Source organism: Bradyrhizobium sp. SZCCHNR1015, assembly GCF_032489875.1.
Taxonomy (GTDB): domain Bacteria; phylum Pseudomonadota; class Alphaproteobacteria; order Rhizobiales; family Xanthobacteraceae; genus Bradyrhizobium.
The window spans coordinates 306728-332720 of record NZ_JAUEYW010000001.1 but is presented as its reverse complement, the minus strand read 5'-3'; the positions used below and the strand labels follow the sequence as shown (position 1 = coordinate 332720).

Here is a 25993-nt window from a genome sequence, read left to right as displayed (position 1 = left end):
CTAGAACCCAGCGACCGTGCCGTGCAGGTCGTATTCGTCGGCACGCTCGATCTTGACCGTGACGATCTCGCCGACACGCAGCGGCCGCCGGCTGGACAGATAAACGGCGCCATCGATGTCCGGGGCATCGGCCTTGGTGCGGCCCTTGGCGACGCTCGGCCCGACCTCGTCGATGATCACCTGCTGACGCGTTCCGACCTTGCGCTTGAGCCTGCGCGCCGAGATCTTCTGCTGGCGGGCCATGAGCGCGTCCCAGCGCTCCTGCTTGACCTCGTCCGGGACCTGGTCGGGCAGGGCGTTGGAGGTCGCGCCGGCCACCGGCTCGTATTTGAAGCAGCCGAGCCGATCGATCTCGGCCTCATCCAGCCAATCCAGCAGGTAGGCGAAGTCGGCGTCCGTCTCGCCGGGGAAGCCGACGATGAAGGTCGAGCGCAGCGCAAGATCCGGGCAGGTCGTCCGCCAGGCCTTGATCCGGTCCAGCGTCTTGTCCTGCGCCGCCGGGCGGCGCATCGCCTTCAGGACGTTGGGGCTGGCATGCTGGAACGGGATGTCGAGATAGGGCAATATCTTACCGTCCGCCATGAGGCCGATCACCTCGTCGACATGCGGGTAGGGGTACACGTAGTGCATGCGCACCCAGGCGCCGAGCTCGCCGAGCTCGCGCGCCAGATCGAGGAAGCGAGCCCGGACGTTGCGGTCCTTCCAGGCGCTTTCGGCATATTTCAGGTCCAGCCCATAGGCCGAGGTGTCCTGAGAAATGACCAGGAGCTCCTTGACCCCGGCTGCGACCAGCCGCTCGGCCTCGCGCAGCACGTCGGCCGCGGACCGCGACACCAGATCGCCGCGAAGCTTCGGGATGATGCAGAAGGTGCAGCGGTTGTTGCAGCCTTCGGAGATCTTCAGATAGGCGTAGTGCCGGGGCGTGAGCTTGATGCCCTGCGGAGGAACCAGGTCGAGATGCGGGTTGTGCGCCGGCGGCGACGCGCGATGGACGGCGTCCAGCACGCTCTCATACTGCTGCGGGCCGGTGATCGACAGCACGCCGGGATAGGCCTGCTCGATCTGCTCCGGCTCGGCGCCCATGCAGCCGGTGACGATGACCTTGCCGTTCTCGGCCATGGCCGCGCCGATCGCCGACAGCGATTCCTGCTTGGCGCTGTCCAGGAACCCGCAGGTGTTGACGATGACGACGTCGGCGCCGTCATGCTTCCGGGCGAGCTCGTAGCCCTCGGCGCGCAGGCGCGTGATGATGCGCTCGGAATCGACCAAGGCCTTGGGACAACCGAGCGAAACAAAGCTGATCTTGGGCGCCGAACCCTGCTGCATCTTGGAACTGCCTGATGAGATAGGCGTCAGCTAGTCCGAATTGTCCAGAAAGACAAGGCTTTGAGGCGGCCACGTCCATGCTATGGGTGAGGGCCCGGACAACCTGGTGATCGATGAGCGCCGAGCAATCGCCTAAAATCGTGATCGTCGACGAAAGCCCGATCCGCGCGGCCATCCTGGAGGAGGGCTTGCGGGAGGCGGGTTTTACCGGCGTGGTGCATGTCAGCGAGATGCAGGGTCTCCTGGCGCGCATCTATGCCCTGGACCCGGATGTCATCGTCATCGACCTGGAGAACCCCAGCCGCGACGTGCTGGAGCAGATGTTCCAGGTCAGCCGCGCCGTCCGCCGGCCGATCGCGATGTTCGTGGACCAGAGCGACGCGGCCTCGATCCAGGCCTCGGTCGAGGCGGGCGTCTCCGCCTACATCGTCGATGGGCTGAAGAAGGAGCGGATCAAGCCGATCCTCGACCTCTGCATCTCGCGCTTCAATGCGTTCTCCAAGCTTCAGGACGAGCTCGAGCGCACCAAGTCCGCGCTGGAGGACCGCAAGGTGATCGACCGCGCCAAGGGCATTCTGATGAAGATGAAGGGCTTCACCGAAGAGGAAGCCTATGTGCTGTTGCGCTCCACGGCCATGCGCGAAAAGAAGAAGATCGGCGAGATCGCGCAGTCGATCCTGACCGCCTCGGAGTTGTTGAAATGACCGGCCCGCTTCGCATTGGCTTCATCCCGCTGGTCGATGCCGCCGCGCTGATCGTCGCCGTCGACAACGGCTTCACCGCGGCCGAAGGTCTCGACGTCACGCTGGTCCGAGAGGTGTCGTGGTCGAACGTGCGCGACAAGCTCAACATCGGCCTGTTCGACGCGGCGCATCTGCTGGCTCCCGTCGCCATCGCGTCGAGCCTGGGCATCGGTCACGTCAAGGTGCCGATCGTGGCTCCTTTCAATCTCGGGGTGAACGGCAACGCGATCACCGTGACGCCGGCGCTGCATGCGGCGATCATGGCCAATCTCGATGGGGATCGTTTCGACCCGATGGCGACGGCGCTGGCGCTGGCGCGCGTCGTCGCGGAACGGCGCAAGGCCGGGCGCGAGCCGCTGACGTTCGGCATGACGTTTCCGTTCTCGACCCACAACTATCAGTTGCGGTTCTGGATGGCCGCAGGTGGCGTCGACCCCGATGAGGACGTCCGCCTCGTGGTGCTGCCGCCGCCCTACATGGTGGAGAGCATCGCCAACGGTCACGTCGACGCGTTCTGCGTCGGAGCACCGTGGAACTCGATCGCAGTCGATCTCGGCATCGGCCATATTCTCCACTTCGTGTCTGACGTGCTGGTGCGCGCGGCCGAAAAGGTGCTGGCGGTCAGGCAGAGCTGGGCTGACAAGAATCCCGGCGCTCTCGCCGGCCTGATTCGCGCCTGCGCCAAGGCCGCCAATTTCATCGAACAGAACCACGCAGAATCCGCGCGCATCCTGGCTCAGCCGGAGCGCATCGGCGTCGATGCGGAGGTGCTCCAGCGTACGCTGGACGGCCGCCTCAAGATCTCGCCGGACGGCACCTTCCGCGAAAGCTCGCGCTATCTGCTGGTGGGCCGCGAAGACGCGGGACGGCCCGAGAGGATCCAGGCGGCATGGCTCTATGCCCAGATGGTGCGGTGGGGCCAGACTCCCCTCAGTACTGAAGCCCTGGGCACTGCCATGGGCGTGTTCCGGCCGGACATCTACGACGCGGCCATGGGCACGGCCGCGGTCGGCACGGATGCCGCCATCGGCGCATTCGCCGGTCCGCCTTTCGCGGCGGACGACGTGATCGGCCATCTCAAGGCCTTCAAGATCGGCCGCTGGACGGCCTGATTCACGCACCGATCACGGTCTGGGCACCGTGTGCCGTCGACCAATTTTTGGGCGGCGTGCCCGTATTTCGAGGCTTGAGTCGGTTAACTTGCCTTCATTGATTCGATCAGCATTCTGATTTTACACGCTTTTCCTGATTTTTCAGGCTGGCACGCAACTTGAATATTGCAGTGCAGTCAGCCGCCGCAGATGCCGCTGACTGCAATCCGTGTCGGATTTCCGCAGCAACGAAGCTGGTCGGATCTTTCATCGGAAGCAGGCCATGTCGGCCTGTCGGACGGTGCGATCCTCATCCCATTCCCGAACGCCAACCGCCGTGGCCGCTGGAGCTTCGTCCGCCATCATGAGAATCGAATCGTTGTCAGTCGACTTTAACGACGAGCAGAAGCGCTACCTCGAAGGCTTGGCTGCGGGCCTCAAGGTCACGCTGGCAGGGCGCGGCCAGGGTGGCACGCAGACGGCAAGCGAGCCGACCGGCCCGGACGCTATCCACATCAAGGCCCAGGACAAGGTGATTGCGTCGGGACGGAAGCTCGCCGACCAGGAGAAGGTCAAGCGCGAGTTCCATCCCTTCGATGCCTACGAGAGGCTGAAGGAGCAGGCGCGCAATGATGCTGCGCCATCCACGGCCGACAATTTCCGCTGGCGCTATTACGGCCTGTTTCACGTCGCGCCGGCGCAGGATTCCTATATGTGCCGGCTGCGCATTCCCAACGGCATCCTGAAGCATTGGCAACTGACGGGACTTGCCGATCTCGCCGACCAGCTTTGCGGTCCCTACAGCCACGTCACCACGCGGGCCAACCTGCAACTGCGCGAAATCCCGCCGAGGCACGCGGTCATGCTGCTGGAAGGACTCTCGGATCTCGGTCTGACGGCGCGCGGCTCCGGCGCCGACAACATCCGCAATGTGACGGGGACGCCAACGGCCGGCATCGATCCGCAGGAATTGTTGGACACGCGGCTCTATGCGCGCGAATGGCATTTCCACATCCTCAACGACCGCTCACTGTACGGCCTGCCACGCAAGTTCAACGTCGCTTTCGACGGTGCCGGGCGGATCGCGGCGCTTGAGGACACCAACGACATCGCCTTTTCGGCGGTCGAGGTGAAGGACGGTTTTGGGGTCGCGCCCGGCGTGTGGTTCAGACTCGCCCTCGGCGGCATCACCGGGCACAAGGATTTCGCCAAGCCGACAGGGATCATCGTCGAGCCGGAGCGGGCGACCGAGGTGGCCGACGCCATCGTGCGGCTGTTCATCGAGACCGGCGACCGCACCAATCGCCTCAAGGCTCGGCTCAAATATGTGCTCGACAGCATGGGCCACGACAAGTTCATGGAAGCCGTTGAAACAAGGCTCGGCCGCAAGCTGGCGCGCGTCCCCGACGAGGCGCTCGCGCCGCGGCCCGACGCCGATCGCATGGCCCATATCGGCGTCCACCAGCAGAAGCAGCAGGGGGTGAACTGGATCGGCGTGGTGCTGCCGTTGGGCAAGCTGACGACGGACCAGATGCGCTCGCTCGCCAAGATCGCAGCCGATCTCGGCGACGGCGAGATCCGGCTCACGGTGTGGCAGAACCTGCTGCTCTCGGGCGTTCCCGACGACAAGGTCGCGCTGGCCTGTGCGGCGATCGAGCAGATCGGGCTGTCGACAAAGTCCTCGCACATCCGCGCCGGACTGATCGCCTGCACCGGCAACGCCGGCTGCAAGTTCGCGGCATCCAACACCAAGAAACATGCGGCCGAGATCGGCGACTGGTGCGAGAGCAGGGTGGACGTCGACACACCGCTGAACATCCATCTCACCGGCTGCCATCATTCCTGTGCCCAGCACTACATCAGCGACATCGGCATGATCGCGGCAAAGGTGCCGGTCGGTGACGGCGACGACACGGTCGAGGGCTATCACCTGTTCGCCGGCGGCGGGTTCGGCCCGCAGGCCGACATCGGTCGCGAGGTCTATCGCGACCTCAAGGCGGCGGATGCGCCTGTAACCGTTGAGAAGCTGCTCAAGGCCTATCTCGCCCATCGCGCCTCTCCCGAGGAGACCTTCCTGTCGTTCGCACGCCGTCACGACGGCGAGGCGCTGCGCAATCTCGCCGAAGCCCAGACCTCGTCGGAGGTGTCAGCATGAACCAGATCACGCCCATGCCCAAGATCGAGATCATTCCTTCGACGGCGCCATTCTCCGAGGCGCAACGCTCATGGCTCAACGGCTTTCTGGCCGGAGCGCTCGGCTTCGACGGCGCGACAGCATTGTCGCCGGCGCAGAACGGCGCCGTGCTTGCGCCCGCGGGCGACGGTGACGACGGCGAGGCGCCATGGCACGACCAGACCATGCCGATCGCCGAGCGCATGAAGCTCGCCGAGGGCCGTCCGCTGCGCCGGCGCATGATGGCGGCCATGGCGCAGCAGGACTGCGGCCAATGCGGTTACAATTGCAGCGACTATTCGGATGCGATTGCCGATCGCAGCGAGGCGCGGCTGAATCTGTGCGTCCCCGGCGGCAAGGAAACCGCGCGGATGCTCAAGGCGCTCTACGAGGAGATCGACAGGGCTCCGGCCGCGGCCAAGCCCGCTGCGGCTGCGCCGGCCACCGTCTCCGTCGTCGTCAGCGAGCCCGGTCGCTCGCGCGACAATCCGGTCGATGCGACGTTCCTGTCGCGGCGCCTGCTCAACAAGCCGGGCTCGGAGAAGGAGACCTGGCACATCGAGTTCGATCTCGGCGAGAGCGGGCTCGACTACGTCGTCGGCGATTCCTTCGGCATCTTCGCCAAGAACGATCTCGGCCTCGTCGATCAGATCATCGCGCTGCTCGGCGCCTCGCACATGACCGAGGTGAACGGCAAGCCGCTGCGGCAGTGCCTGTTGGAGGACGTCTCGCTGGCGCCGGCGCCGGATTCGCTGTTCGAGCTGATCTCCTTCATCACCGGCGGCGCAACCCGCGAGAAGGCGCGGCAGCTGGCGCAGGGCGAGGATCCCGACGGCGACGCGGCGACGCTCGACGTGATGGCGGTGCTGCAGAAGTTCTCCGGCGTCCGGCCGCATCCGGAGGCCTTCGTCGAGGCGCTGGAGCCGCTGCAGCCGCGGCTCTACTCCATCTCGTCGTCGCACAATGCCACGCCCGGCAGGTTGTCGCTGACGGTCGACTGCGTCCGCTACGTCATCGGCAAGCGCAAGCGGCTGGGACTTGCCTCGACGTTCCTGGCCGAGCGGATCAATCCCGGCGACAAGCTGCGCGTCTATGTGCAGAAGGCGCACGGATTCGCGCTGCCCGCTGATCCGAAGACGCCGATCATCATGGTCGGTCCCGGCACCGGCGTCGCGCCGTTCCGCGCGTTCCTGCACGACCGCAGGGCGACCGGCGCGCCCGGCAAGAACTGGCTGTTCTTCGGACATCAGCGCAGCGACTGCGACTTCTTCTACGCCGACGAACTGAACGCCATGAAGACGGCCGGCCTCCTGACGCGGTTGTCGCTGGCGTGGTCGCGCGACGGCGACAAGAAGTTCTACGTCCAGGACCGCATGCGCGAGGTCGGGCGCGAGGTCTGGACCTGGCTCGCCGACGGCGCCCATCTCTACATCTGCGGCGACGCCAAGCGCATGGCCAAGGACGTCGAGCGCGCCCTCGTCGACATCGTCGCCCAGTTCGGGGCCCGCTCGACCGACGAGGCCGTCAGCTTCGTGGCCGACCTCAAGAAGAAGGGCCGGTTCCAGCTCGACGTCTACTGAGCGGGAACCCTGCGGAGAATATTCTCGGCCGCGAGCCCGGCCGAGAATTTTTTGGTTCCAGCGGGACCCGAAGCAGGGGGCTTGTCGTTATTTCGCCGGTTGCCTTGCGCCGGCCCGCGAGAACGCTTTTCTCATGGCCGGAACTTCAGGAGACCGGCCATGCGGACGATATCGACGCCCCTGCGACAGATGCCCCAGGCCCGCGCCATTCGCGAGCGCGGCGCAACTGTCGCGTTGGTTGCCTTCTACAGCGCGATGGCGCTGATTGCCGCGATCACCCTGGGCACATCCTTCACGCACCCGTTCTGATCCTCCTCACCTCTTGAACGGCGCGACCGTGATGCCGGCCGCGTCGAGCGCCTTGCGGACCTCCCGCGCAATCTCGACCGCGCCAGCGGTATCGCCGTGAATGCAGACGGTGTCGGTGCGCATCTTCATCACCTTGCCCGTCACCGAGATCACCGCGCCATCCTGAACCATGCGCACGACGCGATCGGCGATGACCTTGGGATCGTGCAGCACGGCGCCGGGCTTGCTGCGCGACACCAGAAGCCCGTCGTCGCCATAGGCGCGATCGGCGAACACCTCGTGCGCCATCGACAGATTGGCCTTCTCGCCCGCGGTCACCAGCTTTGAGTTGGCGAGCACGACAAAGATCAGGCTGGGATCGACGGCCTTGATCGCCTTGGCGATCGCGTTTGCCGTCATGTCGTCCTCGCAGGCGACGTTGGACAGCGCGCCGTGGGCCTTCACATGCGTGACCTTGTGGCCGGCCGCGGTGGCGATCGCCTGCAGCGCGCCGATCTGATAGGCGACGAGGTTTTCGATCTCCGATGATTTCAATCCGGGTACCGGACGCCGGCCGAAACCATGCAGATCGCGATAGCCGGGATGCGCACCGACGCTGACGCCTTTGGCCTTCGCCATCTCGACCGTGCGGCGCATGATGTCGGCATCGCCGGCATGAAAACCGCAGGCGACGTTCACCGACGTCGCCAGCTCGATCATGGCGGCATCGTTGCCCATTTCCCACGGGCCAAAGCTCTCTCCGAGGTCGCAGTTCAGGTCGACGGTGCTGGTCATGTCAGGGTCCGCTCGTTGATGGGTCCGAAACAGCGTGAGATGTGCTCAAATCAATCGGGAGTCGCTCCGGGCCAGGTGGTGGCGTCGGTTGCGCTGACCGCATGACCGGCGACATTGGCCGTGAACAGCGCATCGACATTGAAATCGCTGTTGGCGAGCTCGGTGACGCGGCCGGGCAGGCTGCGCAGCAGATCCTTGTAGCGGCGCAGTTCGGCCTGCGCCTCGGCGATGCTCACGGCCTTGAAGCGGAATGGCGTGCCGGCGGGCGTCTGCGCCAGGCGGCCGAAATCCGCCGTGATGACGGTCGCGATCTTCGGATAGCCGCCGCTGGTGCCGCGATCGGACATCAGCACGATCGGCGAACCGTTGCCAGGCACCTGGATGCTGCCGTCCACGGTGCCGTCGGAGACGATGTTGTGGCCATGGAGATGGCGGATCGGCGGTCCTTCGAGGCGATAGCCCATGCGGTCGCTGGTTGCTGACACCATCCAGTCGCTGCCGAGGAACAGCGCTTTCATCTCGTCGCTGAACTCATCGTCCTGCGGCCCCATCACGACGCGGATCACGCCGCTCATTCTCGGCACATCAATCCGCAGTTCCGGCGCGTCGCTGGCGGGGGTGACCTCGAACCTGTCGCCGGCCTGGAGCGGCCGCGGGTAGGGGCTGCCGAGCCCGGCGCGCGCATTCACCGAGAGACTGTTGAACATCGGCTCGCCGGCGATGCCGCCTTCGATGGCCAGATAAGTGAACGAGCCGCCGCGCGCAAAGCCGAGCGTGAGCTGCTCTTCGTCGTTCAGTGTCACCGACGTGTTGATCTCGATCGGCCGCTTGGCGACGTCCGCCGGCCGCTGCGCGCCGGCGAGCGCCACGCGCACCGCGCCGCCCTTCGCCGCGAACGTCGCGCCGAACGGGCCGATCTCGATCGCAGCCGCCATCGGCACATTGCCGACGAGGCTGTTGGCTGCGGCCAGCGCCAGCTTGTCCATCGCGCCGGATGGCGTCAGTCCGTAGCGCTGAGCGCCGAAACGCCCACCATCCTGGACCGAGCTTGCCGGACCGATCTGTGAGACGACGAGCGTGCTCATGCGGCGATCCGCTCTGCGATGAGCTCGCCGCCCTCCGCGGCGCGCTCCTGCTCTGCGAAGGTCTTCACGTCGACGGCGTAGAAGCTGACCTCGTCGCCGGGCTCGAGCAGGAAGGTCGGGTCGCGGTGCAGTTGAAACGTCCGCATCGCGGTGCGCCCGAGCAGGTGCCAGCCGCAGGGGCCGGCAAGGCACTGGATGCCGGTCTGGATGCCGCCGATCGCGATGATGCCTGCCGGTGTCGAGAGCCGCGGATTCTGGCGGCGCGACATCTGCAGCGTCGGATCGAGACCGGACAAATAGGACCAGCCCGGCGTGAAGCCGATCATCGCGACGCGATAGATGCCGGCGACATGGCGGGCGACGACCTCGTCCGGCGTCAGGCCCAACGCCTTCGCGACATCCTCGAGGTCGATGCCATTCTCTCCGCCATAGCAGACTGGAACCCGCCAGCGCCTGACCTCGCTGTCCGGCGCAAGCGACCCGGCCGACAGCGCCAACAGCTTTGCCCCAAGCGTGTCGTGGTCGATCACACCTGCATCGTAGTGCACCAGCAGCGAGCGATAGGTCGGCACCGTCTCGGTGATGCCCTCGATCCCGGCCGCTGCCACCGCATGGTCGAGCGCAAGCACGCGGCGATTGGCGGTCTCGTCGATGGTCCGGCTGAACTCGACGGTGACCGCGCTGTCGCCGCTGGGCAGCAGGCGAGGAGGTGGAAAAGAGTCGGCCATCTGTCCGAAAAGATCCGTGTTGCTGTTCCTCATCTAGCTGCTTTCGATCGCCAGTGGAATTGCGCTGGAGACAAAAAGTCTCGAAAATTCAATAAATTAATCGGATGCCCCGCGATAAGAAGACCTTATCGGGCCGCTGCAGGCCCCGCATGCGCTGGGCGCACTGAGCATGCCCTTGACGCGGCCTTCGTCGCTCGCAAGATGCGCCTGCTTTTTCCACCAGCCTGTTTGGAGCGCCAGTCTCACAATGTCCCTCACTCCCGAAGCCATCGCTACCCTCTCCCAGGTCACTACGGCGACCATCACGACGGTCCTGCTGAAGAAGGGGTTGCGCAATGTCTGGCTGCGCGGCGCCAAGCCGCTGCGCCCGGGACAGAAGCGGCTGGTCGGTCCCGCCTTCACGCTGCGCTTCGTGCCGGCGCGCGAGGATCTGGCGACGCCGGAATCCTGGTCGTCGCCGATCTCGACCCGCACCGCGATCGAGGCGATGCCCGAAGGCTGCATCGCCGTGGTCGATGCGATGGGCGTCAAGGACGCCGGCATCTTCGGCGACATCCTGTGCGCCCGCATGGTCAAGCGCGGCGTCACCGCGCTGATCACCGATGGTGTCGTGCGCGACCTCGAAGGCGTGATGGGCACCGGCCTGCCGGTGTGGTGCGATGGCTACGCCGCGCCGCCGTCGGTCGCGGGGCTCACCTTCGTCGGCTGGGGCGAGGCGATCGGCTGCGGCGGCGTTGCGGTGTTTCCGAACGACGTCATCGTCGCCGACCAAGATGGCGCGGTGCTGATCCCGCAGGCGATGCTCGATCACGTGCTCGCCGAAGGCCCGGAGCAGGAGCGCATGGAAGCCTGGATCGTCGACGAGGTGAACAAGGGCGCGGTGCTGCCGGGCCTCTATCCGATGAATGCCGAGACCAAGGCGCGCTACGCGGCGTCGAAGAAGTAGGTCGCGGCCGACGCGGCGATCGATCGACTGCAAGGACTCAGGAAAGGCAGAACCATGGTGGATGTTTATCTCGCGGGCTCGCGCCCCACGCGCCGCGCGGCGGCCGAAAGTTTCACCGGCACGGTGTGGCAGGACCCGATCATCACGCCGCAGGCGCCGGCCCGCGTCGCCTCGGCGCGCGTGGCGTTCGAGCCCGGCGCGCGCACCGCTTGGCACACCCATCCGCTCGGACAGACGCTCTACGTGATTCAGGGCGTCGGTCGGGTGCAGGCCAAGGGCGGGCCGGTGCGCGAGATCAAGGCCGGCGACGTCGTGTGGATTCCGCCGGGCGAGAAGCACTGGCATGGCGCCGCGCCGACCACCGGCATGGTCCACGTCGCGATGCATGAATCGCTCAACGGTGAGCACGTGACGTGGATGGAGCACGTCACCGACGAGGAATATGCGACGCCGGTCGGCTGATGCGGGACTAGCAAGACCAAGAGCGCGCGGTCGCAGGGCCGCGCGCTTTGCTTTTGGAGGCGCGTCGCGCGCCGGGCTCAGTTCACCCGCGTCCAGGTCTGGCCGCCGCAGAACATGCCGCCGAAGGCGCAGCCCTGCACGCGCAGATTGTCCGCCCCCTTCAGCGCGATGGTCGAATCGTAGGTGCTGCCGCTGTTCGGATCGAAGATGCGGCCGGTCCACTTCTTCTCCAGGGCCTTGTCGCTCGGCCGCATGTTGATCAGGATCTGCTCGCCGTTCTGCTTGGTCTTCGCATCCACGGCGTAGCCGCAGAGATTGGCGCCGCAGGGCTCGATGCGGATCTGGCCCTCCTTCTCCTCCGTCAGCCAGATGCCGACCGGCGAGTTGGGATCGCGACCGGCGGTCTGCGCCGCAGCGGGCGGAGCGGCTGCGGTGGTCACGGCAGGCGTCTGGGCTGGACGCGGTGGCGGCGGCGCGGCGGCCGTCGTGGGGGCCGCAGCGGCCGTTGCAGCGGCCGGAGGCGCAACCGGTGCCGTAGCGTTGGCGGCTGGGGCCGCCGGAGGTGGCGGCAGCGGCGCCGGTGGCGCGGCCGCCTGAACGGGAGCAGGAGCGGCCGGTGGGCTCACCGGTGCGGCTGCCGTCGGAGCAGGCGCGGCGGGAACTGGAGCAGGGGCCGCGACGGCGGGAGCAGGCGGTTGCGGGGCCGGGGTGACCGCCGCCTCGGTGGGCGCCGGAGCCGGCTTATCCGCCGCGGCCGGCGGCCTGGCCGCCTGATCCGGATCGCGCTTGGTGCGCTTGGACTTCTTCTGCTCGGTATTGTCGTAGACGCCGGGGATCTGCACGGTGCCGCGGTCGGGATCGATGCGGATCGTCTTGCCGCCGTACTCGATGACGTATTGCGCCTCGGCGGCACTGCTGGCCAGAACCACGGCAGCAACGGCCAACAGCCTCTTCATCAGGATCTCCACGATGTCGGTTGCTGATGTGAGCGAGCTCACGCGCAATTAAGTCGCCGCTGCGGCAGCCCTGGTTCAACGCGCCCTCCGCTCAGAAATCCAGCGGCGCATTGTCGACCACCTCCTTCATCACGAAGAAGGTGCGGGTCTGCCGCACGCCGGGCAGCGAGATCAACTGGTCACCATGCATGCGGTTGAAATCCTGCATATCGCGAACGCGGATCTTGAGGAAGAAGTCGAAATCGCCGGCGACGAGATGGCAATCGAGCACGAATTTCAGCTTGCGGATCGCGGCCTCGAAAGTGCGAAAGCTCTCCGGCGTCGAGCGGTCGAGCACGACGCCGACCAGCACCAGTGCGCTGCGCTCGACCTTCTCCGGCGCGATCTGCGCGCGCACGCTCCGGATGTAGCCCTCCTCGAACAGGCGCTGGGTGCGGCGATGGCAGGTGGCCGGACTGACGTGAACGGTGGCGGCAAGCTCGGCATTGCTCATCCGGCCGTCCTTCTGCAGCAGTTGCAGGATGCGTCGGTCGACGCGGTCGAGATCGGTTTCGGAAGTTTCTTTCATATGACACACAAGTTTTGGGAAAACCCATCGCTCAACGAGCCAAGTGCCAACGTAAGCATGAAATTCTGCGCCAATAAAGAGAGCACCTTTCTCAGGCTTTTTCGTATGTTGGGGACGACCGATCTCATTCACCCACGGAGAGGCCCCGTGCTTCGGCTCGACAAATTCAAAAAATATCCGCTCACCTTCGGTGCCACCCCGATCGAGCATCTGCCGCGGCTGACGGCGGCGCTCGGCGGCAAGGTGCAGATCTACGCCAAGCGCGACGACTGCAATTCCGGTCTCGCCATGGGCGGCAACAAGCTGCGCAAGCTCGAATACATCGTGCCCGACGCGATCGAGTCCAATGCCGACACCCTGGTCTCGATCGGCGGCGTGCAGTCCAACCACACCCGCATGGTGGCGGCGACCGCGGCCAAGATCGGCATGAAGTGCGTCGTCGTCCAGGAGAGCTGGGTGCCGCACGAGGACGCCGTCTATGACCGCGTCGGCAACATCCTGATGACGCGCCTGATGGGCGCCGACAGCCGCATCGTCGAGGACGGCTTCGACATCGGCATCCGCAAGAGCTGGGAGAACGCGATCCAGTCGGTGAAGGACGCCGGCGGCAAGCCCTACGGCATTCCGGCCGGTGCTTCCGTGCACAAATTCGGCGGCCTCGGCTATGTCGGCTTCGCGGAAGAGGTGAGGGCGCAGGAAGCCGAGATGGGCGTCAAGTTCGACTACATCATCGTCTGCGTCGTCACCGGCTCGACCCAGGCCGGCATGATCGTCGGCTTCGCCGCCGATGGCCGCGCCGACCGCGTGATCGGCATCGACGCCTCCGGCACGCCGGAGCAGACCCGCACCCAGGTGCGTCAGATCGTCGACAACACCGCCGAGCTCGTCGAGCTCGGCCGCAAGGTGCGCGACGACGAGATCGTCATCATCAACGACTACGCCTATCCGGCCTATGGCGTGCCGAGCGCCGAGACCAACGAGGCCATTCGCCTCGCCGCCCGCACCGAGGCGATGATCACGGACCCCGTCTACGAGGGCAAGTCGATGCAGGGCATGATCGACCTCGTCAAGAAGGGCTACTTCCCTGAGGGATCGAAGGTGCTCTACGCCCATCTCGGCGGCGCGCCGGCGATCAACGGCTACAGCTACACGTATCGCAACGGCTGAGGCCTGTTTGAACTCCGTTCGCTGCGCGGTTATGAGCCGAGCTTTCACAACACGCTCCACTGTCGTCCCGGCCTTGAGCCGGGACCCATAGCCACCAGCGGGACTGTTCTGCAGGCCTGCACCTTCGCACCTGCCACAAACGACGGCCTGTGAGTATGGGTCCCGGCTCGAGGCCGGGACGACACCGTTTGTGTCGCCCGAGCGATCCGCACCTAACACTCTAGAGCATGACCTTGCTGTCTCGCGACGCATGACGTCCGAGTGATTCCATCAGTCGTGCCCCTCTCGAATAGAAGAGGGCGCAGGGAATGCCGGGTGAGGGCCTCACCCATGGCCCGCCTGCGTAAAAAATGCAGGCGGCAGGTACCACAGGTGCTGCCGATCAACCGGCATTCCCTGCGCGACGGTCTTAACGCTTATACGCAGTCTCCCTGGTGCGCCGGGCTTGTTGGCCACCATCACCACGCGGCGCCTTGAGCACCTTCGCGGCTTGATACCAGCGTCGGGGTATCAGGACCCTGCGACTTCACGTCCGCAAGCTGCCGTTCGTCCGCGTGCAAGCACGCTTTCGGCATCTCGCGGCCGTCGCCTCCCCACCTCGCGTGTCGTGACGATCGCGCGCAACGCCCCTCTTCGATGAGGCGGGATGTGGGCAGTCAATCATGTGATTCGGAAAAACGAAAGAAAAATATTTTCGCGAGGGGGACTGGACAAAGGTCTTCCTATTGAAATCGCGGAGGAACAATTTGTTTTTTGCGCACCTCTTCCAAGCATCCTTGCGGGTTCTCCTCAGGTGCCGGCAGACGGCAGCGACTTCCAGGGACTATGCACTCGGCAAATCGAGGCCATCAGGCAGCCTGATCCACAGGACGGTTTGCGCGTCCGCGGAATGACGCGACAGATGGCCCTTTCCGTGCGTGTCCTCCACCAGCACGAACTCGCCTGCGGAGACGCGCCGCACCTCGCCGTCGCTTGTCTCGTATTCGACCGCCCCACTCAGTCTGACGGCCAACACCCGCGCCGGAACGGTGTGCCAGTCAACCTGACGCATACCGGCGGGGATCTGCGTAAACTCGACGCTCGAGGCGATATAGCGCTTGGAAACTTGAAACGGCTTGGCGCCGGGGGCGACGGTCACAGCTGCCGCCGTCGGGATATCCACTTCACCGAAGCGGGACTCGCCGTCGGGCGTTGCGTAGATCCGAAGACACTTCATCGCATGTCGTCCTTTGCTGGCGGGCCAGAAGATCATCCGGACATCATTGCCCGACGGAAGACCGCGGACATGTTACTCGAACCAATTCTTGTAGATCGCCTGGTAGCTGCCGTTCTCCGTCGAGATGTGCAGCCATTGGTCCACGAACGCCTTCAGCGCCACGTCGCGCTGCAGCCAGTAGGCTTTCTCCGAGAAGTCGAACGGCTTCTCCGGGTGCACGGCGCAGAGCACGCCGGGATGCAGCTTTTGCTGGTAGCGCGTCTCGGAGGCGTCGGTCATCATCAAATCGGCGTCGCCCTTGGCGATCTCCTCGAAGATCGTGGTGTTGTCGGGGTGGACGCGGATGTCGGCGGACTTGATGTTGGCGCGGGCGAAGCGCTCGTTGGTGCCGCCGGGGTTGACGACGACCCGTGTGCCGGGCTTGTCGATGTCGGAGAGCGTCTGGTACTTCGACGCGTCGCTGCAACGGGCGATCGGGGTCTTGCCCTCGCGCATGATCGGCGTCGAGAAGTAGCCCTTCTTCTGGCGGTCGAGCGTGATCGACACGCCGCCCATGGCGACGTCGAACTTGTCGGCCTCGAAATCCTTCATGAGCTGCGGCCAGCTCGTCGGCACGAACTCGACATTGACGCCGAGGGCCTTGCCGAGCGACTCGGCCATGTCGACGTCGAAGCCGGAGAATTTGCCGGTCGCCTTGTCGAGATAGGTGAAGGGCTTGTAGTCGCCGGTCATGCCGACCCGCAAGCTACCGCGCTGCACGATCTCGTCGAGCCGCGAGGCCTGGTCCGCGGCCGCCGGCACGGCAAGGCTGCAGACGAGGACGAGCCCGGTCAGGACGGACAGCGGACGATCGAAAAACCCCATGATTGCGACACCTCGGCTTGAGTGGGACGAGGGTCTTCTTACAGGAAGCGGTGTCGCGGGACGAGGGGCAGGCGGCGGTCGCATCGTTCGGATCGGCTCACGGCCGCCGCCAGCGGTCGAGCCTCCTGGTCCACCAGGCAATGCCGCGCATCATTCAACGATGCGCGGCCACCGAGCGCTAGGTCCGGCCGGGTTCGACCGGAGCAAACGCACCCTTGCCGGTCATCTCGTTCTTCAGTGCCTCGAAGCGCTCTGCCGCCTCGCGCGCACGGGTGTCGACCATGTCGATGGCGGCTTCGGCCGTCATCGGGCCGCTGCTGACGGCGATCGAGGTCGGCCCGACGGTCTCATCGACATAGTAGCCGTCCTCGCCGCGCCGCGCGGTCCAGCGGAAGCGGATCGCAGAGATCGGGCCGGGACCGATCTTGGTGTAGCCGTCGGCCTGATCGAATGAGACCACCGTACCCGTGGCCTTTCTGGCTGGAGAGTTGGGAACAGGCGCGCTCGCCCGGTCGTCACGCTTCGCAGATTCCGGCTTGTCGAGGATGCTCGCTATCGTTGCGAGCGCGTGCTCCGTCGCAACACTCATGATCGCCTCTGTTCCTACTGACGCGCGCAAACGCCGACGCCAATAGCTGCAGTTGTAGCGAAGTCTGGGCGAGATGCAACATTGCGTTCAAATTTGGGCGACAAAGCGGTGGATGAAGATCCCCGCAGGACGGCGTTCGACTCAGCCGGCTCGTCTCCAAACGTGAATGGCCGGGATGGAGCCCGGCCATGATCATTCGAGCACTGAGCACAGGTATCAGCGCGAGACGGCGCCAGCCCGCGATTCAGAGCACGTCCTGATTGATCACGTTCTGCCGAATCGGCTCGCCGTCGAGCACACTGAGGATGTTGCGCGCGGTCTGCTCGCTCATGCGGTCGACCGCCTCGCGGGTGACGCCGGCGACGTGCGGGGCCATGATCACGTTGGGCAGCATATGCAGCGCGTGGCCGACCGGCGGCGGCTCCTGCTCGAACACGTCGAGGCCGGCGCCGGCGAGGCGGCCGGACGCCAGCGCGTCGTACAGCGCGGCCTCGTCGATCAGGCCGCCGCGCGCGGTGTTGATCAAATAGGCGGTCGGCTTCATCAGCCGCAGACGCGCGGCATTGAACAGGCCGATGGTCTCGGGCGTCTTCGGGCAATGGATGCTGACGAAGTCGGCGCGCGGCAGCGCGGCGTCGAGGTCGGTTACCGGCTCGCAGCCAGCGGCGGTGATGTCGGCGGCGGGCTTGTAGGGATCGTAGACCAGGACCTGCATCTCCATCGCCAGGCAGCGCTTGGCGGTGCGGGTGCCGATGCGGCCGAAGCCGATGATCAGCACGGTCTTGCCGTAGAGATCGAACGGCAGCACGCCGAGCCGCGAGCCCCAGGTGCCGTCCTTGACCATGGCATGCATCTCGTTGGCGCGCTTGGCCAAGGTCAGCATCATGAACAGCGCCTGCTCGGCGACCGACGGCGAATTCGCGGTGCCCGCGACCATCAAGGGCACCTTGTGGCGGCTCAGCGCCGGCACGTCGACCGCATCGAAGCCGACGCCGATCCTGGTCACGACCTTCATGTCGCCGGCAGCGACGAGCTCCGGCTCGCCGAAGCGCGTCGCACCGAGAGCCACACCATGCACCGGGGCATGGGAGGCGAGCAGCACGGAGAAATCCGCAGCCGAGATCATGTTGGGGAACTCGATCATCTCGACGTCGTCGCGCGCTGCGAGCAGCGCGCGTCCCTTGGCCGAGAAGGATTCCGTGACGAGGATCTTGTTCTTGTTGGTTGCCGTCCTGGTGGTCATGTCCTGCCCTTGAATCGTCCTGGTGCTCGTCAGATCACGAGCCCGGTCGCCTCGTTTAGCAGGTGCATGTTGTTGAGGTCCATTGCCATGCGCAGAGGGCTGCCATCCCGCGCGCCGGCATTGGGGTTGACTCGCCCGCAGACCGGCGTCTCGTTGAGGGTGAAGTAGACCAGCGTCTCCATGCCCATCGGCTCGGTGACGTCGAGCAGCGCCTCGAACGGCTCGATCCCAGGCTCCGCATGCGGCTTGGTCTCGGTGATGTGCTCCGGCCGGATGCCGAGCAGCAGCGGCTCATTCCGTGACACGGACTGATAGCGCGCGGCGCGCGCGGGCGGCAGCGGAAAGGCGATCCGATCGGTGAGGCGGATGTGGAGCCGGCCATTGGCCTCCTCGAGCCGGCACGGCACGAAGTTCATCGCGGGCGAGCCGATGAAGCCGGCGACGAAGCGTGTCGCCGGATTGTGGTACAGCTCGTTCGGCGTGCCGATCTGCTCGATGCGGCCCTTGTTCATGACCACGACACGATCGGCCAGGGTCATCGCCTCGACCTGGTCGTGGGTGACGTAGACGGTCGTGGTGCGGACCTTCTGGTGCACCTTCTTGATCTCGATGCGCATCTGCACGCGCAGCTTGGCGTCGAGGTTCGACAGCGGCTCGTCGAACAGGAACACCTTGGGATTGCGCACGATCGCGCGGCCCATCGCGACGCGCTGGCGCTGGCCGCCGGAGAGCTGCTTGGGCTTGCGGTCGATGAGGTCGGCGATATCCAGCATGCGCGCGGCCTCCGCCACGCGGCTCTTGATCTCGGCCTTCGGATAGTGCTTCAGCCGCAGCCCGAACGACATGTTCTCGGCCACCGTCATGTGCGGATAGAGCGCGTAGTTCTGGAACACCATGGCGATGTCGCGGTCCTTCGGCGGCACGTCGTTGACGACGTCGCCGCCGATCGTGATGTCGCCGTCGGAGATGTCCTCGAGCCCTGCGATCATCCGCAATGTCGTCGACTTGCCGCAGCCGGACGGGCCGACCAGCACGACGAACTCGTGATCGGCGATGTCGAGATCGATGCCACGGACGGCCTCGACGTCATCGTAGCGTTTCACGACCTTGCGCAAGCTCACTTCAGCCATGTCAGATCAACTCCCGTCCTCAGCCCTTGGTCGCGCCGGCCGTGAGCCCGGCAATGTAGTAGTCCATCAGGAACGCGTAGATGATCAGCGGCGGCGCCGCGCCCAGCAGCGCCCCGGTCATGATCTGTCCCCAGTTGAAGACGTCGCCCTTGATCAGGGTGGTGACGATGCCGACCGGCAGCACCAGCTGGTCGGTCGAGGTCGTGAACACCAGCGGATACAGGAACTGCGCCCAGGAGACGGTGAAGGCGAAAATCGTCGCCGCGATCAGGCCGGGCAGGGCGACGGGAATGAAGATCCGCGTCAAGGTCTGCAGCCAGGAGGCGCCGTCGATGATGGCGGCCTCGTCGAGCTCCTTGGGGATCGAGGCGAAATAGCCGATCATGATCCAGGTGCAGAACGGCACGGTGAGCGTCGGATAGATGAACAGCAGCACGTACCAGCGATTGATCAACTGGATGCCGGTGACGTCGCCGACCAGCGCGAACATCTTGAACAGCGGAATGAACAGCAGGCTGTCCGGGATCAGGTAGGTCAGGAACACGCCGGTCGCCAGCGTCGCCGAGCCCCAGAACTTCATCCGCGACAGTGCGAACGCGGCCGGAATGCTGATCAGCATCGTGATGATCACGACGATGATCGAGACCATGGCGGAGTTGAAGAAGAAGCGCAGGAACTGGTTCGAGGTGAGCAGCCCGACATAGTTCTCGAGCGTCGGGTGGAACACCCACCACGGGTTGGTCGCCGCCGAGATCTCCGCGCTGCCCTTCAGCGAGGTGATCAGCATGTAGAGCGGCGGCACCAGCGAGAAGATCGCGAACAGCGTCAGGAAGAAATACGACCAGCGCAGCGCCCAGGCGCGGTCGCGGCTCATCGAGCCGTATTTGACGGTGCGGGTCGGGCCGGCCTTGTCGACGGTCATCGTGCTCATCAGGACTCGTTCCCCCGCTTGTTGACGTCGCGCAGGATGAAGATGGCGGCGACCGCGAGGATCGGCACCATGAACAGCGAGACGCTGGCGCCGAGCGGAATGTCGCTGCCCTCGATGCCGACGCGGAACGCCCAGGTCGCGAAGATGTGCGTCTTGTCGAGCGGGCCGCCGGCGGTGAGGATGCGGACGATGTCGAAGTTGGCGAACGTCACGATCAGCGAGAACAGCGTCGTGATGGCGATGATGTTGCGCATCATCGGCAGGGTCACGTACCAGATCCGCTGCCACCAATTGGCGCCGTCGATCGCCGCGGCCTCATAGAGCTGGTCCGGGACGGATTTCAGCGAGGCCAGGTACATGATCATGAAGAACGGTGCGCCGTACCAGACGTTGACCAGGATCACCGAGAACCGCGCCCAGGCGGCATCACCGGTCCACGGGATCGGGCCGATGCCGAAGAACGACAGCGTATAGTTGAAGGCGCTGTAGGACGGGTCGAACAGCCACAGCCAGGCCAGCGTGCTCATCGCTGGCGGAATCACCCAGGGCACCAGCAGCATGCCGCGCCATTTGCGCTGGCCCTTGGCCGGGATGTTGTGGACGAAATGCGCGACGATGAAGCCGATCAGCGCCTTGAAGACGACGGCGGTGATCGCGAAGATGCAGGATTGCTTGACGACCAGCCAGAACGTGTCGCGCTTGAACAGGAACTCGAAATTGCCGAAGCCGACGAAGCGCTGCATCGACTTGTTCAGGGTCGCCAGATGCACCGAATACAGGGCGGGATAGACGACCAGGAGCACGATCAGCAGGATCAGCGGCAGCGTCATCAGGAAAGCGGCGGTCGATTTCCGCTTCAGCGCCCTGTGCAGACCATTGCGACGGGCCGCGCGGGGGCGGGCGACGGCGTTTTCACCGATGGCGGCATCAACCATGAGAAAGGGCTCCTCGTGATGTCCCCTGCGAAGGCGGGGTCCTCACTGGATGGGAAACACTGACGAGGTGAAAGGGGGCGGCCCGCCTGCCGAGGCGGACCGCCTGCGTTGCTTCGAGCATGCCTCAGCTGCGCATGAAGCCTTCGCACTCGCCTTCGGCCCAGGCGAGGGTCGATTCCATCTTCTCGCCCTGGGCGTAGCGCAGGCACATCTTGGTCATCGTCGCCTGTGCATAGATCTGCTGCGCGATCTTGGGCGGAGCAGGGGAGGCTGCGATCGACAGCGTCTGGTGATTATAGGGGTTGGGATAGTGAAACAGCGTCCCCTTCGGCGGCGCCGCCTCGGCCCACACCTTCAGCGTCGTCAGCTTCTCGTAGGCCGGCAGGTCGTAGCCGCCGCTGGCCACCACCATCTTTTCGATCGAAGACGGTTTCGAGAGGTGGACGATCAGGCTCTTGGCCGCTTCCTTGTTCTTCGAGAACGCCCAGATACCCCAGAAGTACGGCAGGAAGGGTGCGAAGCGTCCCTTCGGGCCCGCCGGGAACCCGTGCGTCCAGCATTGCTCGGCGACCTGCGGCGCATCGCGCTTGGCGACCGCCCAGGCGCTCGGCGGATTCATGATCATCGCGCCCTTGCCGGACACCAGCCATTTGTTGTTGGACGCGTCGTCCCACGCCGCGACGTCGGGCGGCAGCACGGCAATCAGCCGCTTGTAGAACTCCAGCGCCTGACGGACTTCATCGGTCTTGACCGTCACGTCCCCCTTGGCGTTGACGAGATCGGCGCCGAACGCCTGGAAGAAAGCGCCGGCGGAATCGACGCTGTCGGTCGTCTCGCCGAGACCGATGCCGAACGGCACGCCGGCCTTGTGACATGCCTCCGCCGCCTTCAGGAACGTCTCGGTGGTCCAACTGTCGGCCTTCGGCGGGCTGCCGGCGGGATACAACTCCTGCACGTCGATCCCTGCGTGCTTCTTCATCAGATCGATGCGGGTGCAAGGGCCCTTGATCTGGCTGCCGACGCAGGCCGGCACCGCGAGCCATTTGCCGCCAGCCTGGCCGAGATATTTGACGGTGCCGTTGACGGAGCCATTCTCCTTGACGATCGGCTCCATGATGTCGTTGACGGGCTCGAGCTGATTGGCATAGGCCTGCGGCCACCAGGTGGGATGGGCGAGAATGTCGTGGCCCGAACCGGCCGCCGCCTCGGCAGCGATGGTGAGCTCGAGCTTCTTGCCCTGGCTGGTGATGTAGTCGATCTGGACCTCGACCTTCTCCTTGGCAGCCCATTCGTTGACGAGATCGGTCGAAGCCTGATTGGCGCCGGGAACCCAATGGTCCCAGAATCCCATCGAGAGCTTGCCGGCGGCGTAGGCGCCGCGCACATAGGGCGCGGCAATCATGACCGCCGAGGTGGCAGCGGTCGCAGCAACGAATTGTCGGCGGTTCAGCTTCCTCCGTGACATGGCGTTCCCTCCCTGGTGAGCCAAGCGTTTGGGTGCGAATCCGATTTGTTAGTTGTTGCGTCGCGTCATGCGACGCATGGATTTCGCTTGGGTGCAATCAGAGCAGAATTGCGAGCGGCTGTCGAGAAAGCAGGTGGGGCGAATCCTAGAACTAATGGCGGGCACAATCGTCGCAGGTCTCGCAACTGATTGCATCGCAACGATGAGCGCTGCAGCGCAAAGCGCGTCACGGCAGAACAGGAATCGATGTAGCTGGACGCGTTGGATGCATCGCACTGCGTGCGACAGATGGACTTGCGCGGTGCGGCAACGATAGAATTCGTTGGAATCATGGCCGTCACGACCGGCAAGTCGCGAGACGGTCGGACGTGTTGCACGGAGCATGAACTGATGGTGACGAGCCCCGCCGGCATCTGGCGCCGGTCTTTCGGATGCATCGCAATAGGAGTGTCAGTGGGCCTCGTCGACCTCGTGGGCCTGCCGCGTCAGCCTGCCGCGCAGGGCCTGTTCAAGGGCGTCGAGCAGGGCGCGCGCGAAGGCAACAAGGCGGCAGGCCCGGTCGGCGGTGTGCTCGGTGGCGCGATCGGCGGTGTCGTCGGCGTGGTCACCGGCGTGACCGGGGCGTTCACCGGCAACAACGACCAGCAGAGTGCGCAGCCCGCGGCACCGCCGGCCGAGGCCAGGAAGGCGAAGCCTTCCAAGCCGGCGAAGACGAGCAAGGTCGCCAAGGCGACGCCGATGCTGACGCAGCCAGGCGCCCCGCAACTCACGGCCGAACAGATCGTCGCCAACAGCGACAGCAATGTCGAGCGGCTGAAGACCGGGCTGAACCTGACGGAAGAGCAGGCGAAGAACTGGGGTCCGTTCGCCAATGCGATGCACGCGCTCGGCCGCAGCGGCGCTGACAGGCTCGATCTGCGCATCGCGCGGTCGAAGCGCGACCCGCCGGATGACATCGTCGAGCAGATGCGCAACGAGGCTCAGTTCCTGGTCGACCGCGCCGCCGACCAGCGCGCCGTGGCCGACGCGTCGGAGCCGCTCTTCACCAGCCTCGACGACAGGCAGAAGCAGATCTTCATCGACGAGATGGTGCGGCTCAGTCGCGAGCGCGGACTGGACTAGCTCGACGGAGTTGGCGTCGCCGCGGCTGTGTCCGTTGGCAGCAGCCGCGCCTGCGGCATGCCGTGACGCATGATCACCGCGGCCGCACCGCGCTACGGTATTTTAATACCCCAAGAATGACGATTGGTCGCGTTGACGGCCTGACCGGGAGAAAGCAGGCTCCAGCGGCGTGCACATTTATCGAGCACGAGCGGGGTGCTCGCGCAACGTCCCGGTCCACCAGCGCTGCTTCTGCAACCGAACTGCGACGCATTTTGATGTACATTGCAATTGTATTACGTAGAGAGCCGGAGCCGGCAAGGCGGTCTTCGCAGGCGTGCTGATTCGCAGCAGCGATCGCACGGCAGACGATCAGCAGGCCGTTCGGCTCGATGTCTTGGAGGATGATTGTTGTCGAGAGTGCGACTGCGCCGATGGATCGAGGGCCGGTTGGGGATTGGCACCGCCAGCACCGAAAGCCGCCTCGATGAGGATGTGAAACGCTTCGTCGATGCGCTGCAAGCGGAGTTGATCGCCGCGAAGGATGAGTCCGAGCGGTACAGGCGCATCACCGAAGAGAGGGGCGTGATCATGGGCCGCCTGCGCGATGAGCGCGACGGCTACAGGCTGGAGTGGGAGGCGGCATCCGCGGAGCTTCGCCGGCTGACGCGCCAGCGTCCGGCCGTGGTCTCGGACAATGGAGCGACGCGCCCCTCCGGCAATCGCCGTGACGTGGCCTTGAGGAATTCTCCGCCTTCCGCGCTGCGGGTGCTGTGCGTCGGCACCGGCCGGGACGGCACGACGTCGCTCGCGCGGATGATGCAGGAGGTGTTCGACAACCAGGGCAACGGCGACAGGGCCGTGCACGAATGGGCGTCGAGCGAGCTCAACGAGCTGTTCTGCCAGCTCAAGGAAACCAACGATCCCAGCTTCGCGGATCAGATTCGTCAGACGATCCTCGATTGCCCCCATGCCTGCGTCGTCGGCAACGGTTATGCGGCCGTGCTGCCGATCATCGCCGAGCTCCTCGGCGACCAGGTCACGCTGGTGCATCTGCGCCGGCGCGACCGGGCGGCGTGCATCGCAAGCCTGGTTGAGAATGCGGCGCTGTCGCCGCAGAACCACCTCTACTACGCCGACTCGCCGGCCGCGCAGCGCAAGCGTCCGACCGCTTTCCACTTCGGAGAGATGTCGAAGCAGCAATGGATGGATCTGTCGCTGGCCGACAAGTTCGGCTGGTACTACGACAAGACCCACGCCTTGATCGAACGGCACAAGAGCCTGTTCCCGAACACGCTCTCCGTCGATACCGAGGACCTCAACGCGGACAGCGTGCGCCTTGCATTGGCGCACGCGGCCGGCAGCGCCGAGGCGCCGCGCGCCTTCCACGTCAACCGGTTCGTCGATCTGCGCCATGTGCCGCCCGATCGCCGCAGCTTCGTGCAGCGGCTGCTCGGCCAGCTCGACGTCCAGAAGCTCGCCCACGACGACCTGTACGGGCTGCGGCAGGTGCTCAACGAGATGATCTATCATCTCTCGCATTTTCCCGACGCAGCACCTGGCGCGGTGGATGAGCTGCGCTGGACGCTGACCGAGGTGCACGGCCTTCTCGACAGCCGCATCCGCGACGTTCGCGAACTGATGGAGCGGGTCGGCGTGCCGCCGGAAGCTGCCGACGTTCACGGTGCGCCGCGAGCGATCAACGGCGCGCACGTCAGCCACTGATCGGGGGGGGGGGCGCGCGCGACCCTGCGGGCAGGCTCAACGCCTCAGCGGCCGGATTTCTCAGCCTCTCGCGTCTGCCAGTATGGAACAGTGCATCACCGGGCGAATCCGGCTGCCTGCAGTTTGCTGCCAGCAAATACGGGAATGGCGGAAGGGGTGGGATTCGAACCCACGGTACCCTTGCGGGCACGCCGGTTTTCAAGACCGGTGCCTTAAACCACTCGGCCACCCTTCCATCCGGCGTCGTGTCCTGGACGTCGGCGACGTCCACGCCACGGCGGCGCGGGATCGACGCGATCCTTGTTTAGGGTGCGGGCTTGCGGCTCGTCAACGGCGCATTCACGCCTGCCAGGACGGCCTCAGCTCAAAGCCCACGCTCACCTGAGCGCAAAGGCCATCAGGCCGGAGCACAAGACTGCGGTGCTCAGCGCTGCCAGGGCGAGAAAGCTGCCCGAGAGCAAGTCCTGATGTCGCAACGCTTGATGTCGTAGATCTTGGTGTCGCATGGGCCACCTGCTGCGGCTGCGCTACCGGTCCGATCTCACACCGGCCGGAGAAAACCAAGGGCCGGGCGACGAACGGTCTGGATGATCTTCTGGTCGAAACTTCCGGCTTCAGGGATGCTCCTGAAGTGTCGTTATTAAAGCGGACGCAAACATTGAAACGGACGAGAGCCGACCATGGCGTCGGCTGTCCGATCCGTCCGGAATCAGGCCCGCGAGCGGACCCCTTCAAACGCATGAGCAAGGAAGATCCCGGCGCCAACCAAGCCCATCACTGCCGTCATTGCTTCGATCATAGCGAACACACCCTGTTGCGCCCCACGTGAAGCAAACGACGTGCAGCCCCGCACAGTCAAAATGATTCAGGTCCCGCGAAATGAGAA

At 65.2% G+C, this 25993-nt stretch carries 24 protein-coding genes and 1 tRNA gene; 10 read left to right on the top strand and 15 right to left on the bottom strand.

From position 1 onward, the window contains the following. On the bottom strand, positions 1–1326 hold the full coding sequence (gene rimO / locus QX128_RS01445; protein WP_315800005.1) for a 30S ribosomal protein S12 methylthiotransferase RimO: 1326 nt from the start codon (positions 1324–1326) through the stop codon (positions 1–3). 113 nt (positions 1327–1439) lie between these two features. On the opposite strand from rimO, the gene QX128_RS01440 reads away from it, so the two are divergent. From QX128_RS01440 to QX128_RS01420, 5 genes are all read left to right on the top strand, one after another. Continuing rightward, positions 1440–2030 carry an ANTAR domain-containing response regulator gene (locus QX128_RS01440; RefSeq protein ID WP_315800004.1) on the top strand — a complete coding sequence of 197 codons (591 nt, stop codon included), beginning with the start codon at positions 1440–1442 and terminating at the stop codon, positions 2028–2030. Next, the gene (locus QX128_RS01435) at positions 2027–3181 is read left to right on the top strand and encodes a CmpA/NrtA family ABC transporter substrate-binding protein (protein ID WP_316236499.1); all 1155 of its coding nucleotides are present in this window, start codon (positions 2027–2029) and stop codon (positions 3179–3181) included. The genes QX128_RS01440 and QX128_RS01435 overlap by 4 nt, the downstream gene beginning before the upstream one ends. A 343-nt stretch (positions 3182–3524) precedes the next feature. Beyond that, entirely contained in the window at positions 3525–5315 is a 1791-nt protein-coding gene (locus QX128_RS01430) for a NirA family protein (RefSeq protein ID WP_316236498.1), read from the top strand. Next, entirely contained in the window at positions 5312–6913 is a 1602-nt protein-coding gene (locus tag QX128_RS01425) for a sulfite reductase subunit alpha (RefSeq protein WP_316236497.1), read from the top strand. The genes QX128_RS01430 and QX128_RS01425 overlap by 4 nt, the downstream gene beginning before the upstream one ends. 159 nt (positions 6914–7072) lie before the next feature. Beyond that, positions 7073–7222 (top strand): hypothetical protein, encoded by a 150-nt coding sequence (locus tag QX128_RS01420; RefSeq protein ID WP_315711980.1) that lies wholly within the window; start codon positions 7073–7075, stop codon positions 7220–7222. A 6-nt stretch (positions 7223–7228) separates the two neighbouring features. On the opposite strand, the gene QX128_RS01415 is transcribed toward QX128_RS01420, so the two are convergent. Genes QX128_RS01415 through pxpB form a run of 3 tightly spaced genes read right to left on the bottom strand, consistent with a single transcriptional unit; the run spans position 7229 to position 9809 of the window. Continuing rightward, positions 7229–7996, bottom strand: coding sequence for a 5-oxoprolinase subunit PxpA (locus QX128_RS01415; protein WP_315800000.1), 768 nt, complete (start codon positions 7994–7996; stop codon positions 7229–7231). 50 nt (positions 7997–8046) lie between these two features. Then, positions 8047–9081, bottom strand: a complete 1035-nt coding sequence (locus tag QX128_RS01410) for a biotin-dependent carboxyltransferase family protein (protein ID WP_315799999.1) — start codon at positions 9079–9081, stop codon at positions 8047–8049. Beyond that, positions 9078–9809 (bottom strand): 5-oxoprolinase subunit PxpB, encoded by a 732-nt coding sequence (gene pxpB, locus QX128_RS01405; RefSeq protein WP_315799998.1) that lies wholly within the window; start codon positions 9807–9809, stop codon positions 9078–9080. The genes QX128_RS01410 and pxpB overlap by 4 nt, the downstream gene beginning before the upstream one ends. Before the next feature lie 247 nt (positions 9810–10056). On the opposite strand from pxpB, the gene QX128_RS01400 reads away from it, so the two are divergent. Together QX128_RS01400 and QX128_RS01395 are read left to right on the top strand one after the other, a co-directional pair. Then, the gene (locus QX128_RS01400) at positions 10057–10755 is read left to right on the top strand and encodes a ribonuclease activity regulator RraA (protein ID WP_006613956.1); all 699 of its coding nucleotides are present in this window, start codon (positions 10057–10059) and stop codon (positions 10753–10755) included. A 54-nt stretch (positions 10756–10809) separates the two neighbouring features. Then, positions 10810–11217: a cupin domain-containing protein gene (locus QX128_RS01395; protein ID WP_008965351.1), complete on the top strand. Its 408-nt coding sequence runs from the start codon at positions 10810–10812 to the stop codon at positions 11215–11217. 77 nt (positions 11218–11294) lie between these two features. Here QX128_RS01395 and QX128_RS01390 read toward each other — a convergent pair whose 3' ends face one another. Both QX128_RS01390 and QX128_RS01385 read right to left on the bottom strand, forming a co-directional pair. Continuing rightward, positions 11295–12173, bottom strand: a complete 879-nt coding sequence (locus QX128_RS01390) for a DUF2147 domain-containing protein (RefSeq protein WP_316236496.1) — start codon at positions 12171–12173, stop codon at positions 11295–11297. Positions 12174–12264: 91 nt separating this feature from the next. Next, complete coding sequence (locus tag QX128_RS01385) at positions 12265–12741, bottom strand: Lrp/AsnC family transcriptional regulator (protein ID WP_315799995.1); 477 nt, start codon at positions 12739–12741, stop codon at positions 12265–12267. A gap of 147 nt (positions 12742–12888) precedes the next feature. Between QX128_RS01385 and QX128_RS01380 the strand changes: the two genes are divergently transcribed. Continuing rightward, positions 12889–13908: a 1-aminocyclopropane-1-carboxylate deaminase gene (locus QX128_RS01380; RefSeq protein ID WP_316236495.1), complete on the top strand. Its 1020-nt coding sequence runs from the start codon at positions 12889–12891 to the stop codon at positions 13906–13908. A gap of 823 nt (positions 13909–14731) precedes the next feature. Here QX128_RS01380 and QX128_RS01375 read toward each other — a convergent pair. From QX128_RS01375 to QX128_RS01340, 8 genes are all read right to left on the bottom strand, one after another. Next, positions 14732–15124 (bottom strand): hypothetical protein, encoded by a 393-nt coding sequence (locus QX128_RS01375; protein ID WP_316236704.1) that lies wholly within the window; start codon positions 15122–15124, stop codon positions 14732–14734. Between the two features lie 72 nt (positions 15125–15196). Beyond that, positions 15197–15988, bottom strand: coding sequence for a transporter substrate-binding domain-containing protein (locus tag QX128_RS01370; RefSeq protein WP_316236494.1), 792 nt, complete (start codon positions 15986–15988; stop codon positions 15197–15199). A 178-nt stretch (positions 15989–16166) separates the two neighbouring features. Then, positions 16167–16577 carry a hypothetical protein gene (locus QX128_RS01365; RefSeq protein ID WP_316178771.1) on the bottom strand — a complete coding sequence of 137 codons (411 nt, stop codon included), beginning with the start codon at positions 16575–16577 and terminating at the stop codon, positions 16167–16169. Positions 16578–16821: 244 nt separating this feature from the next. After that, positions 16822–17820 (bottom strand): hydroxyacid dehydrogenase, encoded by a 999-nt coding sequence (locus QX128_RS01360; protein ID WP_316236493.1) that lies wholly within the window; start codon positions 17818–17820, stop codon positions 16822–16824. A 29-nt stretch (positions 17821–17849) separates the two neighbouring features. Then, the gene (locus QX128_RS01355; protein ID WP_315799990.1) at positions 17850–18950 is read right to left on the bottom strand and encodes a sn-glycerol-3-phosphate ABC transporter ATP-binding protein UgpC; all 1101 of its coding nucleotides are present in this window, start codon (positions 18948–18950) and stop codon (positions 17850–17852) included. 19 nt (positions 18951–18969) lie between these two features. After that, complete coding sequence (locus QX128_RS01350; protein ID WP_316178769.1) at positions 18970–19881, bottom strand: carbohydrate ABC transporter permease; 912 nt, start codon at positions 19879–19881, stop codon at positions 18970–18972. Beyond that, positions 19881–20816: a sugar ABC transporter permease gene (locus QX128_RS01345; protein ID WP_315799988.1), complete on the bottom strand. Its 936-nt coding sequence runs from the start codon at positions 20814–20816 to the stop codon at positions 19881–19883. The genes QX128_RS01350 and QX128_RS01345 overlap by 1 nt, the downstream gene beginning before the upstream one ends. A 124-nt stretch (positions 20817–20940) precedes the next feature. Continuing rightward, positions 20941–22281 (bottom strand): ABC transporter substrate-binding protein, encoded by a 1341-nt coding sequence (locus tag QX128_RS01340; protein WP_315799987.1) that lies wholly within the window; start codon positions 22279–22281, stop codon positions 20941–20943. A 477-nt stretch (positions 22282–22758) separates the two neighbouring features. Here QX128_RS01340 and QX128_RS01335 point away from each other — a divergent pair, with 477 nt between their 5' ends. Together QX128_RS01335 and QX128_RS01330 are read left to right on the top strand one after the other, a co-directional pair. Next, complete coding sequence (locus tag QX128_RS01335; protein WP_316236703.1) at positions 22759–23403, top strand: Spy/CpxP family protein refolding chaperone; 645 nt, start codon at positions 22759–22761, stop codon at positions 23401–23403. 429 nt (positions 23404–23832) lie between these two features. Next, on the top strand, positions 23833–25107 hold the full coding sequence (locus QX128_RS01330) for a hypothetical protein (RefSeq protein ID WP_316236492.1): 1275 nt from the start codon (positions 23833–23835) through the stop codon (positions 25105–25107). A gap of 145 nt (positions 25108–25252) precedes the next feature. Here the strand turns inward: QX128_RS01330 and QX128_RS01325 are convergent. Then, positions 25253–25342 (bottom strand) — tRNA-Ser (locus tag QX128_RS01325). Positions 25343–25993 lie beyond the last annotated feature (651 nt).